This is a genomic window from Tenacibaculum amylolyticum, assembly GCF_964511145.1.
GTDB lineage: Bacteria > Bacteroidota > Bacteroidia > Flavobacteriales > Flavobacteriaceae > Polaribacter > Polaribacter amylolyticum.
The window spans coordinates 440007-455135 of sequence record NZ_CAZEFZ010000026.1 but is presented as its reverse complement, the minus strand read 5'-3'; the positions used below and the strand labels follow the sequence as shown (position 1 = coordinate 455135).

Below are 15129 nucleotides of genomic sequence, written 5' to 3'. Positions count from 1 at the left end.
AAACACAAAATATGCCTGTAAATCAAAATATAAAAGTTGCTGTAGATGCTGTAGTTTTTGGTTATGATGCCAAACAATTATCTGTTTTATTAATAAAAAGAGGAGTAACGCCTTATAAAGATAGTTGGGCATTGCCAGGAGGTTTAGTACAAGATAATGAGTCTTTAGAAACTGCAGTGACTAGAGAATTAAAAGAAGAAACAGGTGTAACTATAGATTATCTAGAACAATTATACACTTTTGGAGAACCTTTAAGAGATCCAAGAAATAGAGTAGTGTCTGTGAGTTATTTTGGGCTGGTAAGGCCAAATCATTTTACCATTCAAGCAGCTACAGATGCAAAAGAAGTACAGTGGTTTCCTATAACTAAATTACCACCTTTAGCCTTTGACCATCAGAAAATTTTAGAAATAGCTAAAGAGCGTTTAAAAGGGAAGTTACAGTACCAACCTATAGGCTTCGATTTACTGAATAAAGAATTTCCGTTTTCAGATTTAGAAAATTTATATACTACCATTTTAGAACAAAAGATCGATCGTAGAAACTTCAGAAAAAAAATATTGAGTTTTGAAATCGTAGAAGAAACAGATAAAATTCATCAGCAGGGAAGTGGTAGACCTGCAAAACTCTTCAAGTTTAATAAGAAGAAATACAATCAATTACTTACCGAAGGTTTCCATTTTGAAATTAAGATAGTGTAAATTTTACACAAAATATTTTGTTGAGTTGTTTTTATGTTTTAGTTTTGCGTAAAAATGACACAAAAATGATTTTAAATCTAGACCCAACATTTACACCTTTAGGAGATAATCAAATTGAATTTGAAAAATTTGTTTTCTCTGGAGGAGAGCCACATATTAAGTTAACAACATTAGTAGAAGAAGGAGAAAAAGTTATGATAACAACTAGAATACGTTCTTTTAATGATTTTGGATTCTTGGCGTGTGCTGTAGATGCTTTAAGAAGGAGTAGAGTAACTACTATTGAATTATTGTTGCCTTATTTTCCTGGAGCTAGACAAGATAGAGTCATGGTGCCAGGAGAGCCACTAACAGTGAAAGTATATGCAGATATTCTGAATAATTTGAATTTGCATAAAATTACGGTGTTCGATCCACATTCTGAGGTTACTCCCGCTGTATTAAATAATTGTAAAATGCTAGCCAATCATAAATTCGTAGAGAAAGTAATAGCAGATATAAAAGAAAAAGTTGTGTTGGTTTCTCCAGATGGAGGAGCATTGAAAAAGATTTATAAAGTATCGGAATATTTAGGGGGAATTGCTGTAATAGAAGGATCAAAAAAGAGAAATGTAAAAAATGGAAAATTAGAAGGGTTTAAAGTATACGAAGAAGATTTAAAAGGGGAAAATTGCTTAATAGTCGATGATATTTGCGACGGCGGAGGAACTTTTATGGGGCTCGCACAAGAATTGAAAAAGAAAAACGTGGGAAAATTGTATTTAGCTGTCAGTCATGGAATTTTTAGTAAAGGAGTAGAAGCTCTGCAACAGCATTTTTCTAAAATATACACAACAGATAGTTTTAGAGATGTAGAAAATGTAGTACAAATTAAATTGGAAGAGATTTTAAAATAAATGAAGAAAAGCAAAAATGAAAATGAAATTAAAGAAATACACAGATCAATTAAAAGAATGGCCAGAAAAAGGACATCATATAATGGCACAATACGATGAAGAAAAAGTAATCGTTTATCAGTCATATAGACCAGAAATAGGAAATTTTGCAGTAAAAAATCAATTTTTTGGAGGCGCCTTTAAGCTTACACGTATGACATGGATAAAACCAAACTTTTTATGGATGATGTACCGTAATGGTTGGGGATTAAAAGAAGGACAAGAAGTTGTTTTAGCAATCCATTTAAAAAGAACTGCTTTTGAAAGATATTTAGAGCAAGCTGTATATTCAAGTTATCAGGCAGATTTATACGAAAGTAATGAAGATTGGAAAGAGCAAGTACAAAACTCATCTATTAGATTACAATGGGATCCAGATCATGATCCTTATGGAGCTAAGCTAGAAAGACGAGCGATTCAGTTAGGAATTAGAAATGGAGAAATAAGAAGGTACGCAAGAGAAGATATTCTTAAAATAGAAGATATATCAGCGTTTGTAAAAGAGCAATATGAGTTTGTAAAAAACAAAGATTTGACAAGCTTAATATTACCAGAAGAAAAGCCGTACCTGTCAAATAATAAGGTCGTCAATAAATTTCTAAAAATATCATGAAAGAGAAAATAGAAGCCATGTTTTTAGGATTAGCTATTGGAGATGCTTTAGGTGTTCCGGTAGAATTTACATCTAGGTTTGAACTGGAACAAAACCCTGTAACCAACATGCTTGAGTTTGGATCCCATAATCAACCAAAAGGTACTTGGAGTGATGACAGTTCTTTAACATTTTGTTTAGCTGAAAGTTTATTGAATGTGTATAAACCAAAGGATATTGCTATAAAATTTGCTAAGTGGTACTCTGAGAACTATTGGACAGCTGGTGGAGAAGTTTTTGATGTTGGAATAGCAACAAGCAAAGCGATTTCCTCTTTTATTAAAGGAACTTCTGCAACTTTAGCAGGAGGAAGAGGAGAATTTGATAATGGGAACGGTTCGTTAATGAGAATTAGTCCATTAGCTTTTTATGTAAAAGATTTTTCTATAGAAAAACGATTTGATATTATAAAAGAAGTTTCTTCTATAACACATGGACATATAAGAGCTGTAATTAGTTGCTTTATTTATATAGAATTCCTGTTAGAATTAATGAAAGGAATAGAAAAATTGAAAGCATATAAAAGTACACAGCAAAACATTAATGAGTTTTTAGATAACAATCCAATTTGTTCGGAAAAAGAGATACATATATTTGAGAGATTACTTAAGATTTCAATTAATAGTCTTAAAAAAGAAGAAATAAGCAGTTCAGGATATGTTGTACATACGTTGGAGGCAAGTTTATGGAGTTTTTTAACAAGCAATAATTATAAAGAAGCAACTTTAAAAGCAGTAAATTTAGGAGAAGATACAGATACCACAGCTTGTGTTACTGGTGCTTTAGCAGGATTATATTATGGTTTAGAAACAGTTCCAAAAGAATGGATTAACCAATTAGCAAGAGTAGAAGATATAAAAGTATTAGCAGAGAAATTTGCAAAAAAATATGGAAAATGAAAACAGTAATATTATACAGACCAATAGGAGAGAAAGAATTGGTTTTAATAGTTGAAAGCGGATTTAAAAAATTTCCACCACGTTTAGCACAGCAACCTATTTTTTATCCCGTATTAAATGAAGAATACGCATCGGAAATTGCTAGTAAATGGAATACTGTAGATCCATTTGGAAATTATTTGGGATTTGTAACTAAGTTTACAATTAGGGAAGAAGAGTTTCAAAAATATAAAGTTGAAAATGTAGGCGGGAAAATTCATAATGAACTATGGGTGCCATCAGAAGATCTAGAAATATTTAATGAAGCAATTACAGAAGAAATAGAAGTAGTAAAAGTTTATATAGGAAAATCATTCATTACTGTTGAAAGTAAAGAAACTTCAGAAGTAATGGATACTATTCCGAAAATATATGAAAAATGAAAATAGAAGTAATACAAGGCGACATTACAAAAATTAAAGTAGATGTTATTGTAAATGCAGCAAACTCTAGCTTATTAGGCGGTGGTGGAGTAGATGGAGCAATTCATAGAGCAGGAGGTAAAGAAATTTTAGAAGAATGTCAACAAATAAGAAATAGACAAGGAAAGTGTAAAACTGGACAAGCAGTAATTACAACTGCGGGAAAATTGCTAGCTAAAAAAGTTATTCATACGGTAGGACCTGTATACAATAATGAAGAAGGAATAAATGAGAAAAAAGAATTATTAGCAGATTGCTACCGTAATAGTTTATTATTAGCAAAAGAGAATGATTTAAAAACGATTGCTTTTCCAAATATAAGTACAGGAATTTATCGTTTTCCAAAAGATATAGCAGCAGCAATTGCGATAAAAACAGTGAAAGAAAATCCAATTCTAGAAAAAGTACTCTTTGTATGCTTTGATGAAGAGAATTATAAGGTTTATAAAGAGATTTTAAAAAAATAAAAATGAAAAAGATAAAATATATAAAAGGAGATGCAACCAATCCTATTGGAGAAGGAAATAAAATTATTGTTCATGTATGTAATGACATTGGAGGTTGGGGAAAAGGTTTTGTACTGGCAATTTCTAAGAAATGGTCTGAGCCAGAAAAAGAGTACAAAGCATGGTATAAATCAAGAGAAAATTTCGAATTGGGTGGAGTTCAATTTGTAAAAGTTGAATCTAATTTATGGATTGCTAATTTAATAGGACAACACAAAATTCGAAAAGATGAACAAGGAAATCCGCCAATTCGATATAAAGCTATTGAAGAAGGAATTCAAAAAGTTGCTAAAGAAGCATCAGCAATAAAAGCTTCTGTACATATGCCAAGAATTGGTTGTGGATTAGCAGGAGGAAAATGGGAAAATATAGAACCAATTTTAGAAAAGCATTTAACAAAAAACGAAATTGAAACCATTGTGTATGATTTTGAGTAAAGTAATATTACGTTATTACGAACGCAATTTAATGAAGTGAAGCAATCTGTTTTTTAGAGTGAGACTCTTTCAGTTATTTTACTTCTTCGGAATGACGAGTATGAAATTAAAAACAAAACAAAATGAACGAAAAAGAAATAAAAAAGATTAGTAAATTTTTAAGTCTATTATTACGGCATCAACCTAGTTTAATAGGACTAGAACTAGACGAAAATGGATGGGCAGATATAGAAGAGTTGATCAATAAATCTAAAAAGAAAAAGAAACATTTTTCTAAACAAGATTTGGAAAAAATAGTAGCAGAAAACGATAAACAACGATTTAGCTTTAATAAAGAAAAAACGAAAATTAGAGCGAATCAAGGACATTCCATAAAAACAGTCGATTTACAACTCAAGGCTATAGCACCACCAGAACATCTATATCACGGAACAGTAATAAAATTTATGACCTCTATTCGAGAAAATGGATTGCAAAAAATGAGCAGACAACATGTGCATTTAAGTAAAGATAAAGACACAGCTGTAAAAGTAGGAAGTAGAAGAGGAGTGCCTATTATTTTGACAATCCAATCAGGAGCAATGTTTCGAGAAGGTTATGAATTTTTCAAATCAGAAAACGGAGTTTGGTTAACAAATAATGTACCTGCTGCATTTATAGATTTTAAAGAATAAAAAAACAAATGAAAAAGAAAGAATTACACGAGGAAGTATTTCTAATAGAAGACTTTTTATCAGAAGATGAATGCTTTGAATATCTATTACAGTTTCAAACTTCAGAATTTGAAGAAGCAAAAATAGCTATTGATGGAAGTCAAGTAATGAATAAAAATATTCGAAATAATGATCGTCATATTTTTTTCGATAAAAGCTTAGCAAATTCACTGTGGAATCGAGTACAGAAATTTCTTCCTCAAAGAGTAGGTTTTTATGAAGCTTTGGAATTAAATGAAATGTTTAGAGTATATAAATATACCCAAGGACAACGATTTAAAATGCATATAGACGGAAGCTTTAAACGAAATTTAAATGAAGAAAGTTTATATTCATTTCTCATCTATTTAAACGATGATTTTGAAGGAGGAGCAACGGAGTTTAGAAAATTGTTTACCGTTACACCTAAAAAAGGAATGGCACTTATTTTTAGACATCGTTTAAGGCACGAAGGGAAAGAAGTAACATCAGGCGTTAAATATGTATTACGAACAGATATAATGTATAAAAGAATATAGTTATGTTAAGAATAAAATTAGTTTATAAAGAAGAAGAATTAGGAAAAGCATGGAAACAAGATTTTGATGTATGTGATAATGTCGAAATTCTTAAAGAAGATATTGTTAAAGTTGATTGTGATGCAATTGTAAGTCCAGCAAACTCTTTTGGTTTTATGGATGGAGGTTTAGATATACATTTATCAGAAACATTTGGTTGGCATATTCAAGATGAGTTACAAGCAAGAATAGCACAATTAGATGAGAGAGAACTATTAGTAGGAAAATCAATGATTATTCCTACTAAAGATGAAAAGATTCCATTTTTAATTTCTGCTCCTACCATGCGAGTACCTATGAGTTTTAATATAGCGACTTCTGTAAATGCATATCATGCGATGAAAGCTATTTTGATAGCAGCAAAAAATCATGAAGAGATTCATACAGTTGCAATTCCCGGTTTATGTACAGGTTGTGGAAGAATGCCTTTTCATATAGCTTCTAATCAAATGTTTCTAGCATTCGATGAAATAATTAATGGAAATTATAAAGATTATAAAACTTTTGGAGATACTCAAAAGTTTCAATATAGATTAAATGAAAAAGGTCTTATTTGGGATTATTAAGATATGAAAAGAACATTTACAATTGGAGATATACATGGCGGATTAAAAGCCTTACAACAATTACTAGATAAGCTAGAATTAACAAAAGACGACCAACTTATTTTTTTAGGAGATTATGTAGATGGCTGGAGTGAATCTGCACAAGTATTAGATTATTTAATAGCATTAGAGCAAAAGCAAAAATGCATTTTTATAAAAGGAAACCACGATGCTTATTGTGAAAATTGGCTAAAATCTGGAGAAACAAATGATGTATGGTTATTCCATGGTGGAAAAGTAACAATAGAAAGCTATAAAGAATATACTCCTGAACAAAAGAAAGAACATTTAGCTTTCATAGAACGCATGAAATTATTTCATGTAGATGATGAAAACCGTTTGTTTATTCATGCAGGATTTACTTCTATGCATGGGCCGTATCAAGAAGTATACGAATCTAACTATACTTGGGATAGAACCTTATGGGAAATGGCAGTAACCATGGACAAACGAATACAAAAAGATTCGCTGTTATATCCAAAAAGATTGTTGTTATTTAAAGAAATCTATATTGGTCATACACCTACAACGCGTTACGATATATTTGAACCTATGCAAGGATGTAATGTTTGGAATGTAGATACAGGAGCAGCATTTAAAGGAAAATTAACGGCATTAAATATTGAAACAAAAGCATTTATTCAAAGCGATGCTGTATATACTTTATATCCAGATGAAGAAGGAAGAAATGCAAATCCATATAGAGTGATAAAGAAGAAATATTAAAAAGGAAGTTATGAAATACACAAATACACTCATACAAGAGCGATTTAATAATGAAGAACAGCTAAAGTTTTTGTTTTTCTGGGGACACCAACCCAATAAAGATGGAAGTATTGGAAAAAGTTGCTTTAGTCAATGGTGGGAGTCAACGTTTATTATAGATAATGTTACTTATAAAACAGCTGAGCACTACATGATGGCAGGAAAAGCAAGACTTTTTAATGATGAAGAAATCGTAAAAGAAATTTTAGAAACAGATCATCCACACGATGCTAAAAAATTAGGAAGAAAAGTAAGAAATTTTGATCCAGTTACATGGAATGAACATAAATACAGAATTGTTTATGAAGGAAATCTTGCCAAGTTTTCTCAAAATAAAGAGTTAGCATCATTTTTATTCCATACAAATGATAGAATTATTGTAGAAGCAAGTCCTAGAGATAGAATTTGGGGAATAGGAATGGGACAATCTAATGAAAAAGCTATGAATCCTAATTTATGGAGAGGGCATAATTTATTAGGGTATGTATTAATGGAGGTAAGAGATCAACTAAAAAAATGAACCCAAGAAGATTATTTTTGAGACTGTTATTCTTCTTAATTTCTTTTATTGTAGTGGTTAATATTATTAGTAGTAATCTGGAATCAGATAGTACGAATAAAAGATTAAAATATTTTGAGAGCTTTGATTTAAAATTAAAAGGAGTCATTTGTAGTATAGAAAAATCTAAACCATTTGATTCGTATAAATTTTTTGTAACGGTAAACGTACTTGAATCAAATAAAAAAGAGTTTCTAGATATTGGAGTTAATGGTGCTGCATTTTGTATGAAGAAAGGAAATATTGTAGTGTTTGTAGATCATTTTAACAACTACTCAATAGGAGATACAGTTTTGATAGGTTCGGATAATGATAAAATTATTGAGTGTATAGATCATATTGGTAAAATAAAGTTGATTAAAAGAAGAAATGAAGTAATTACCTACGATCCTATAAAAACAAATAAAAAAATTAAGGAACTATTAAAGAAAGGTTGTTCAAGACCTTGATCTTTAAAAAGTAAAAGAAACGAACTATATTCCTTCATTTTATTAAATCTTAGCTGTGTACTATTTGACAGTTACAGATAAATATACTAAAATCAAGATCATCAATAAAATTTACATTAAACCTCGTGATCTACACTTCATCACAAAAATTACCAATAAAGAAAAAAGAATATCAATATTACTTTTTAGCAGGAAGTATGAATTTACAAAAAGAAGTTTCTTGGCGAGACAAAATAATGAAAGAGATTTCTGGGAATGTTCTTTTTTTGGATCCAACAAATAAAAACCACGATTCTTTATCTGATAAAGAAATGAAAGCTCATATAGAGTGGGAATTAGAAGCTATGGAATTAGCGGATACAATTATACTCAATTTCTTACCAAATGCTATGTCACCAATATCATTAGTAGAATTAGGATTGCATGCTAAATCAGGGAAGCTAATTGTTGTGTGTCCAGATGAATTTTATAAAAGTAGATATGTGCATATACTTTGTAAAAAGTATAAGATTCCTATATATAAAACATTTGAAAATATATTTGTGTAAAAAAAACGCAAATATGTTTTGTGTGTTTGAAAAATGATTTTATATTTGTGTTGTAATTACGCAAATCAATAAAATCATGAATCCATTATTATATACAGACGGTTACAAAGTAGATCATAGAAGACAATATCCAGAAAATACAACTTTAGTATATTCTAATTGGACACCAAGAAAAAGTAGAATAGAAGGAGTGGATGAAGTAGTATTCTTCGGTTTGCAATATTTTATTAAGAAATATATCATAGAAGAATTTGATAAAAACTTCTTTCAGCAGCCAAAAGAAAAAATTGTAAAAAAGTATGCTAGGCGAATTAATAACTATTTAGGAGAAAATCAAGTAGGAGTATCGCATATTGCAGCATTACACGATTTAGGATACGTTCCAATCGTTATCAAAGCATTACCAGAAGGAGTTTCTGTACCAATTAGAGTTCCAATGTTTACAATGTACAATACACTTCCTGAGTTTTTCTGGTTAACTAATTATTTTGAAACATTATTATCTACAACTATTTGGATGCCATGTAATTCGGCAACAATAGCGAAACAGTATCGAAAAATTTTAGACACGTATGCTGAAAAAACATCAACAGCAACAGAATTTGTAGATTGGCAAGGACACGATTTTTCTATGCGTGGTATGGCTGGTTTAGAAGCTGCTGTCTTATCGGCTTCAGGCCATTTATTAAGTTTTACTGGAACAGATACCATTCCTGCAATAGATTTCTTAGAAGAATATTATAATGCGAATTCAGATGAGGAATTGGTTGGAGGTTCAGTAGCAGCTACAGAGCACTCAGTAATGTGTATGGGAACAAATACAGGGGAAGAAGAAACTTTTAAGCGTTTAATAACTGAAGTATATCCAAAGGGAATAGTTTCTATTGTATCTGACACATGGGATTTATGGAAAGTGCTAACAGAATATTTACCAAACTTAAAGGAAGAGGTATTACAAAGAGATGGAAAAGTAGTCATTCGACCAGATAGTGGAGACCCAGTTGATATTATTTGTGGAAATCCAAAAGGGAAAACGGAAGAAGAACGTAAAGGAGTGATTGAGTTATTGTGGGATATTTTTGGAGGAATTACAAATACAAAAGGATATAAAGAATTAGACACACATATTGGTGCTATATATGGCGATAGTATTACGTTAGAAAGAGCAACCCAAATCTGTGAGCGATTAGCTCAGAAAGGATTTGCATCTACAAATGTGGTTTTAGGAATCGGATCTTTTACCTATCAGTATAATACAAGGGATACCTTTGGCTTTGCTATGAAAGCTACGTACGGAGAAGTAGATGGAGAAGGTAGAGCTATTTTCAAAGATCCAATTACAGATGATGGAACGAAGAAATCTGCAAAAGGATTACTAAAAATTGAACGAGAAAATGGAACATATAAATTAATAGACGAAGTTACTTGGGAAGAAGAAAAAGAAGGTGAATTAAAAGAAGTTTTTAGAGATGGGAAATTGCTAATAGATGATAGTTTAACTGAAATTAGAAAAAGAGTTAAGTAAAAAATAAAGAAGAAAAGTAAAAGAACTGTCTAAAAAAAGTTTAAAGGCTATCCTGAATTTATTTTAATTTCAATATGGGTTAGTTAAACTATTTAGACAGTTTTTTTATATAGAAAAGAAAGTTTACTAATCATAAGACAGTTATCATTACGTAATAATTATATATACAATTGTTACAAGCACTTTTGAAATCATACTTAAATCACAATTCATTTTTCCTTTGATTTGATTAATAATTAATTAAAAAATCGAAACTCATGGAAAAAAAACTTAGCTACATTTTAGTAACATTTTTATGTATTATATTACTAAATTCCTGCACTAATGAAGATACACTTCTTACAAATGCAAAAACTGAAACTACTACAAAAACAAAAGAAAGCAAGAGAAGCATAAGCCTAGTAGAATTTTGTTATGATGAAACAACATCAGTAAATGCATCGTTAATGACTTCTTGTGCAGATACATTCTCACTAAATAATATTATTAATACCTTATCATATGACGGATTAGGAAGTGCTAAGCTAGATACTACATTAAAAAGTCTTTTTTATTGTCATGAAGATTTTAGCACTTGTATGGGAGCTCCAAAGCCTATTAAGGTTTGCTCGGTAGAATTTAGTATTTATGATGGTCCTAATTTTAATGAAACCTATGATTATCTGTCAGATACGATTCCTCCAACAATTTCTAATCAAATTAAACAATATTTTGCCTGTACAATTAAAACATATGGAGATACGAATTATTCAAATTACCGAATAGCAAATGTTCATTTTTTTAATGATTATTTACTTTGTAATGATTGTTCTAGTGGTTTAGGAACAAGGTTTTTAAAAGCTAAGGTAAGTTACTATGTGTATTAAACCACTTTTTAGAACATAATAATATTTCGAATCATACAATTCTAAAACCATCATTTTTAATTCAAAAACGATGGTTTTTTTATTTATAAATTATTAGAAATAAATATTTCAAAAACAGTAAAGTAGTAATTATAGACTACTATATCTTTATAAAAGAACCTTGATAAAATCTTAATGTTTGATTTAAATTTTTAAGTTTGCTAAACTTAAAAACCAATAAATCTAAATAAAAATTTAAACAAACATTATGAGAGTAATCCCCCTATTAGTGATAATTTTTTTATTACAAATTTCAAATGTTAACGCACAAACAGATCATCCAATTACTATACATCCTAACGGACGTGTGTCATCTTTATTAATGACTTCATCTGAATACAATAGTTGGAAAACAAATGATGGTTTTGGAAATAGAAATACAAGAGAAACATTAGTAAAGGATATTTACAGGAAGTTTCAAGATGATTTTGATTTTATCTTTTTAATCTTAAATGAAGATTCAAGGCCACAAAATTTACCTTTTGGAAGATTGATTAAAGTATCAAACGACATAGAAGGTTTAGGAATGAATATTTATAATAATGGTGATGATTACGGTTCTTCAGGGAAACTAAAAGCCCTAATGCAATTAACACAACGAAATTTCTTAAGAAACGGACCTGCATTACATGAATTAATGCATAATTGGGGAAATTTTGGAATAGAAACACATGCTGTAAATGCAGCAGGAACAAATTTAACTTCTACACCATTTAGACCACATTGGGGATTTACTGGAGGAAGTAGTAAAGGACAGCTAGGAGGTTTTAAACAAAGTACCTTAGTAGATAAAGGTAATGGAGCTTATTCAGTAGCATCTTTTGGACAAAATGCCAATGGAGGAAATAGTCAGCCTTATAATGAATTAGAACTATATTTAATGGGAATGATTCCTGTTACAGAAGTATCTAATTTCGATGTTTTTTCAAATATAACTTCTGTAGAGGTAAATGGAGATGTTTTTGATTTTGAAGCATCAACAAGAACGACTTATACACCTGCTTCTTTAGAAAACTTATTAGGAGCTAGAGTACCAGCATCAAATACATCTCAAAAAGATTTTAAGTTATTAGTTGTCGCATTAACAGATAGAGCGTTAACAAATGATGAGTGGAATTTATTAGATGATCATGCAGAGAGATTTGGAAGAAAAGCTTCAGATGGTTTTTCTTCGTATAATTTTTGGGAAGCAACTAATGGAGTAGGGAGTATGGAAATAGCAAACTTAAATAGTAGTATTATTACGTTAGGAGTTGAAGATAATGAATTGTTAGATGATAAGATTGCTATTTTTCCAAATCCAGTAAATGATGCTTTTTGGATTGACATTAAGGATAATGGATCTCTACAAATTCAATCGGCAGCTTTGTATAATTCAATTGGTACTGAAGTAAAAACATTAGAATTAGGAAATACGAATAAATTAAATGTAGATGTGAGTGAATTTAGTTCAGGATTATATTTTGTAAAATTTAAGAGTATTGATGGTATATCTTTAGTTAAAAAAATAGTAATCAATTAAATATTCATTACAGTCAATAATATAAAAAGGCTTACTTCTAAAGTAAGCCTTTTGTTTTTCAATATCTAAAATAGATAACCTAAAGGTTATATCTACGTTTATTAGCTAATAATGTGTTTTTTAATAGCATTGCAATAGTCATAGGTCCTACACCACCTGGAACAGGAGTTATAAAAGATGATTTAGCAGCTACTTCCTCAAAAGCAACATCTCCAACCAATCGATATCCTCTTTTCTTTGAAGCATCAGCTACGCGAGTAATACCTACATCTATAATAACAACGTCATCTTTTACCATGTCACCTTTTAAGAATTCAGGAATTCCAATAGCAGCAACAATAATGTCTGCTTTTTTAGTAATTTCTTCTAAATTTTGTGTTCTACTATGCGCAAGTGTAACGGTTGCATTTCCTACTTTTCTTTTTTGAGATAATAGAATACTCATAGGACTTCCTACAATATGACTTCTACCAATAACAACTACATTCTTTCCTGAAGTTTCTACATTATAACGATCTAATAACTCTAAAATACCGAAAGGAGTTGCAGAGATAAAAGTAGGTAAATTTAAAGCCATTCTTCCTACATTTTCAGGATGAAAACCATCCACATCTTTTGCAGGATCTACAGCTAATAAAACTTTTTGTTCGTCTATGTGTTTAGGTAAAGGTAATTGTACAATGAAACCATCTATATCATTGTCAACATTTAAAATTTCAATTTCGTTTAATAATTCAGCTTCGGTAGTTTCTTCTGGTAATTGAATTAAAGTAGATTCGAAACCAACGCGTTCACAAGCTTTAACTTTTGCATTTACATAGGTTAAGCTTGCGCCATCATTACCAACTATAATTGCTGCTAAGTGTGGAGCTTTTTTTTCGTTTCTTTTCAATTCTCCAACCTCTAAAGCAATTTCTTCTTTAATGTCGGCAGAAGTCTTTTTTCCGTCTAATAAAATCATTGTTTTTTGTTAGTGTGTGTTGTGTTTATGTAGTTGAAATAAAAAAGAGAAGTGGGCACACTTCTCTTTTATGTTTTATTTATTATCTCATACCTCGCATCATTTGCATCATTCGTTTTCCGCCTCCGCCTTGCATCATCTTCATCATTTTGCTCATTTGGTCGAACTGCTTCATGAGTTGGTTTACTTCTTGAACGGAAGTTCCCGAACCTTTTGCGATTCTTTTCTTTCTGCTCGCATTTATTACAGAAGGTTTGCTTCTTTCTTCTGGAGTCATGGAGAAAATAATAGCTTCAATCCCTTTAAAAGCATCATCATCAATATCTACATCTTTTAAAGCTTTTCCAGCACCAGGAATCATACCTACTAAATCTTTCATGCTACCCATTTTCTTAATTTGCTGAATCTGGTTTAAGAAATCATCAAATCCAAACTGATTTTTAGCAATCTTCTTTTGTAATTTTCTAGCTTCAGCTTCATCGTATTGCTCTTGGGCACGTTCTACTAACGATACAACGTCTCCCATTCCTAAAATACGATCTGCCATACGATCAGGGTGGAATACATCAATTGCATCCATCTTTTCACCCGTACCAATAAACTTAATTGGTTTATCTACTACAGATTTAATAGATAATGCAGCACCACCTCTTGTATCACCATCTAATTTTGTTAATACAACTCCATCAAAGTTTAAGACATCGTTAAAGGCTTTAGCTGTATTTACTGCATCTTGCCCAGTCATAGAATCCACCACAAAAAGTGTTTCTTGTGGATTTACAGCTTTGTGAATATTAGAAATCTCTGTCATCATCTCTTCATCAACAGCTAAACGACCAGCGGTATCAATGATAACTACATTTTTACCATTTGCCTTAGCATGCTTAATCGCATTTTGAGAGATTTCTACAGGGTTTTGATTTCCTTCTTCAGCATAAACTTCTACACCAATTTGTTCACCTACAACACGTAATTGGTTGATGGCAGCTGGACGATAAACATCACAACCAACTAATAAAACTTGTTTAGTTTTTTTAGTTTTTAAGAAATTAGCAAGTTTACCAGAAAAAGTAGTTTTACCAGAACCTTGTAAACCAGACATTAAAATTACAGAAGGATTACCAGCAAGATTAATACCTACAGTATCACCTCCCATTAATTCAGTCAATTCATCCTTTACAATTTTTACCATTAATTGTCCAGGGTTTAACGTAGTCAATACGTTTTCACCCATTGCTTTTTCCTTAACAGTATTTGTAAATTGTTTGGCTATCTTAAAGTTAACATCGGCATCTAATAATGCTCTACGTACCTCTTTTACAGTTTCGGCAACGTTAACCTCATTAATCTTTCCATGACCTTTAAGCGTATGTAACGCCTTATCTAACTTTTCACTTAAATTATTAAACATTGATGTCTGCTACATTTT

Annotated in this window: 19 protein-coding genes; 17 read left to right on the top strand and 2 right to left on the bottom strand. The window is 30.7% G+C overall.

What is annotated here, in order from left to right; genetic code table 11:
- The first annotated feature begins 11 nt into the window (after positions 1-11).
- The 17 genes from ACKTTC_RS10400 to ACKTTC_RS10320 all read left to right on the top strand — a co-directional run bounded on the left by ACKTTC_RS10400 (position 12) and on the right by ACKTTC_RS10320 (position 12739).
- Entirely contained in the window at positions 12-701 is a 690-nt protein-coding gene (locus ACKTTC_RS10400) for an NUDIX hydrolase (protein ID WP_408039756.1), read from the top strand.
- 65 nt (positions 702-766) lie between these two features.
- Positions 767-1597, top strand: coding sequence for a ribose-phosphate diphosphokinase (gene prs / locus ACKTTC_RS10395; protein ID WP_408039755.1), 831 nt, complete (start codon positions 767-769; stop codon positions 1595-1597).
- A gap of 16 nt (positions 1598-1613) precedes the next feature.
- The gene (locus ACKTTC_RS10390) at positions 1614-2249 is read left to right on the top strand and encodes a DUF4291 domain-containing protein (protein WP_408039754.1); all 636 of its coding nucleotides are present in this window, start codon (positions 1614-1616) and stop codon (positions 2247-2249) included.
- The gene (locus ACKTTC_RS10385; RefSeq protein WP_408039753.1) at positions 2246-3187 is read left to right on the top strand and encodes an ADP-ribosylglycohydrolase family protein; all 942 of its coding nucleotides are present in this window, start codon (positions 2246-2248) and stop codon (positions 3185-3187) included. The genes ACKTTC_RS10390 and ACKTTC_RS10385 overlap by 4 nt, the downstream gene beginning before the upstream one ends.
- Positions 3184-3609 carry an ADP-ribosylation/crystallin J1 gene (locus tag ACKTTC_RS10380; protein ID WP_408039752.1) on the top strand — a complete coding sequence of 142 codons (426 nt, stop codon included), beginning with the start codon at positions 3184-3186 and terminating at the stop codon, positions 3607-3609. The genes ACKTTC_RS10385 and ACKTTC_RS10380 overlap by 4 nt, the downstream gene beginning before the upstream one ends.
- Positions 3606-4115 (top strand): O-acetyl-ADP-ribose deacetylase, encoded by a 510-nt coding sequence (locus tag ACKTTC_RS10375; RefSeq protein ID WP_408039751.1) that lies wholly within the window; start codon positions 3606-3608, stop codon positions 4113-4115. The genes ACKTTC_RS10380 and ACKTTC_RS10375 overlap by 4 nt, the downstream gene beginning before the upstream one ends.
- 2 nt (positions 4116-4117) lie before the next feature.
- Entirely contained in the window at positions 4118-4591 is a 474-nt protein-coding gene (locus ACKTTC_RS10370; protein WP_408039750.1) for a macro domain-containing protein, read from the top strand.
- Positions 4592-4713: 122 nt separating this feature from the next.
- Positions 4714-5265, top strand: a complete 552-nt coding sequence (locus tag ACKTTC_RS10365) for an RNA 2'-phosphotransferase (protein WP_408039749.1) — start codon at positions 4714-4716, stop codon at positions 5263-5265.
- Between the two features lie 8 nt (positions 5266-5273).
- Positions 5274-5822 carry a prolyl hydroxylase family protein gene (locus tag ACKTTC_RS10360; RefSeq protein WP_408039748.1) on the top strand — a complete coding sequence of 183 codons (549 nt, stop codon included), beginning with the start codon at positions 5274-5276 and terminating at the stop codon, positions 5820-5822.
- Positions 5823-5824: 2 nt separating this feature from the next.
- Positions 5825-6427 carry a macro domain-containing protein gene (locus ACKTTC_RS10355; protein WP_408039747.1) on the top strand — a complete coding sequence of 201 codons (603 nt, stop codon included), beginning with the start codon at positions 5825-5827 and terminating at the stop codon, positions 6425-6427.
- Between the two features lie 3 nt (positions 6428-6430).
- Positions 6431-7192 (top strand): metallophosphoesterase family protein, encoded by a 762-nt coding sequence (locus ACKTTC_RS10350; RefSeq protein WP_408039746.1) that lies wholly within the window; start codon positions 6431-6433, stop codon positions 7190-7192.
- Positions 7193-7202: 10 nt separating this feature from the next.
- Positions 7203-7751, top strand: coding sequence for an NADAR family protein (locus ACKTTC_RS10345; protein ID WP_408039745.1), 549 nt, complete (start codon positions 7203-7205; stop codon positions 7749-7751).
- On the top strand, positions 7748-8239 hold the full coding sequence (locus tag ACKTTC_RS10340; RefSeq protein WP_408039744.1) for a hypothetical protein: 492 nt from the start codon (positions 7748-7750) through the stop codon (positions 8237-8239). Before ACKTTC_RS10345 ends, ACKTTC_RS10340 begins: the two co-directional genes overlap by 4 nt.
- A 125-nt stretch (positions 8240-8364) precedes the next feature.
- The gene (locus tag ACKTTC_RS10335; RefSeq protein WP_408039743.1) at positions 8365-8787 is read left to right on the top strand and encodes a nucleoside 2-deoxyribosyltransferase domain-containing protein; all 423 of its coding nucleotides are present in this window, start codon (positions 8365-8367) and stop codon (positions 8785-8787) included.
- Between the two features lie 76 nt (positions 8788-8863).
- Positions 8864-10312, top strand: a complete 1449-nt coding sequence (locus ACKTTC_RS10330; RefSeq protein WP_408039742.1) for a nicotinate phosphoribosyltransferase — start codon at positions 8864-8866, stop codon at positions 10310-10312.
- A gap of 257 nt (positions 10313-10569) precedes the next feature.
- Complete coding sequence (locus ACKTTC_RS10325) at positions 10570-11178, top strand: hypothetical protein (protein WP_408039741.1); 609 nt, start codon at positions 10570-10572, stop codon at positions 11176-11178.
- A gap of 247 nt (positions 11179-11425) precedes the next feature.
- A complete protein-coding gene (locus ACKTTC_RS10320; RefSeq protein WP_408039740.1) occupies positions 11426-12739 on the top strand; it encodes a T9SS type A sorting domain-containing protein in 1314 nt (437 codons plus the stop codon).
- Between the two features lie 79 nt (positions 12740-12818).
- On the opposite strand, the gene folD is transcribed toward ACKTTC_RS10320, so the two are convergent.
- Positions 12819-13700 carry a bifunctional methylenetetrahydrofolate dehydrogenase/methenyltetrahydrofolate cyclohydrolase FolD gene (folD, locus tag ACKTTC_RS10315; RefSeq protein ID WP_408039739.1) on the bottom strand — a complete coding sequence of 294 codons (882 nt, stop codon included), beginning with the start codon at positions 13698-13700 and terminating at the stop codon, positions 12819-12821.
- An 82-nt stretch (positions 13701-13782) separates the two neighbouring features.
- On the bottom strand, positions 13783-15111 hold the full coding sequence (ffh, locus tag ACKTTC_RS10310) for a signal recognition particle protein (RefSeq protein WP_408039738.1): 1329 nt from the start codon (positions 15109-15111) through the stop codon (positions 13783-13785).
- Positions 15112-15129 lie beyond the last annotated feature (18 nt).

Bases quoted from the DNA above. Each gene is read 5' to 3' on its own strand.
- ACKTTC_RS10325 (WP_408039741.1), top strand. From the start codon at position 10,570: ATGGAAAAAAAACTTAGCTACATTTTAGTAACATTTTTATGTATTATA.
- ACKTTC_RS10345 (WP_408039745.1), top strand. From the start codon at position 7,203: ATGAAATACACAAATACACTCATACAAGAGCGATTTAATAATGAAGAA.
- ACKTTC_RS10385 (WP_408039753.1), top strand. From the start codon at position 2,246: ATGAAAGAGAAAATAGAAGCCATGTTTTTAGGATTAGCTATTGGAGAT.
- ACKTTC_RS10365 (WP_408039749.1), top strand. From the start codon at position 4,714: ATGAACGAAAAAGAAATAAAAAAGATTAGTAAATTTTTAAGTCTATTA.
- ACKTTC_RS10390 (WP_408039754.1), top strand. From the start codon at position 1,614: ATGAAAATGAAATTAAAGAAATACACAGATCAATTAAAAGAATGGCCA.
- folD (WP_408039739.1), bottom strand. From the start codon at position 13,700: ATGATTTTATTAGACGGAAAAAAGACTTCTGCCGACATTAAAGAAGAA.
- ACKTTC_RS10350 (WP_408039746.1), top strand. From the start codon at position 6,431: ATGAAAAGAACATTTACAATTGGAGATATACATGGCGGATTAAAAGCC.
- ACKTTC_RS10355 (WP_408039747.1), top strand. From the start codon at position 5,825: ATGTTAAGAATAAAATTAGTTTATAAAGAAGAAGAATTAGGAAAAGCA.
- ACKTTC_RS10360 (WP_408039748.1), top strand. From the start codon at position 5,274: ATGAAAAAGAAAGAATTACACGAGGAAGTATTTCTAATAGAAGACTTT.
- ACKTTC_RS10380 (WP_408039752.1), top strand. From the start codon at position 3,184: ATGAAAACAGTAATATTATACAGACCAATAGGAGAGAAAGAATTGGTT.
- ACKTTC_RS10340 (WP_408039744.1), top strand. From the start codon at position 7,748: ATGAACCCAAGAAGATTATTTTTGAGACTGTTATTCTTCTTAATTTCT.
- ACKTTC_RS10375 (WP_408039751.1), top strand. From the start codon at position 3,606: ATGAAAATAGAAGTAATACAAGGCGACATTACAAAAATTAAAGTAGAT.
- ACKTTC_RS10320 (WP_408039740.1), top strand. From the start codon at position 11,426: ATGAGAGTAATCCCCCTATTAGTGATAATTTTTTTATTACAAATTTCA.
- ACKTTC_RS10330 (WP_408039742.1), top strand. From the start codon at position 8,864: ATGAATCCATTATTATATACAGACGGTTACAAAGTAGATCATAGAAGA.
- prs (WP_408039755.1), top strand. From the start codon at position 767: ATGATTTTAAATCTAGACCCAACATTTACACCTTTAGGAGATAATCAA.
- ffh (WP_408039738.1), bottom strand. From the start codon at position 15,111: ATGTTTAATAATTTAAGTGAAAAGTTAGATAAGGCGTTACATACGCTT.
- ACKTTC_RS10400 (WP_408039756.1), top strand. From the start codon at position 12: ATGCCTGTAAATCAAAATATAAAAGTTGCTGTAGATGCTGTAGTTTTT.
- ACKTTC_RS10370 (WP_408039750.1), top strand. From the start codon at position 4,118: ATGAAAAAGATAAAATATATAAAAGGAGATGCAACCAATCCTATTGGA.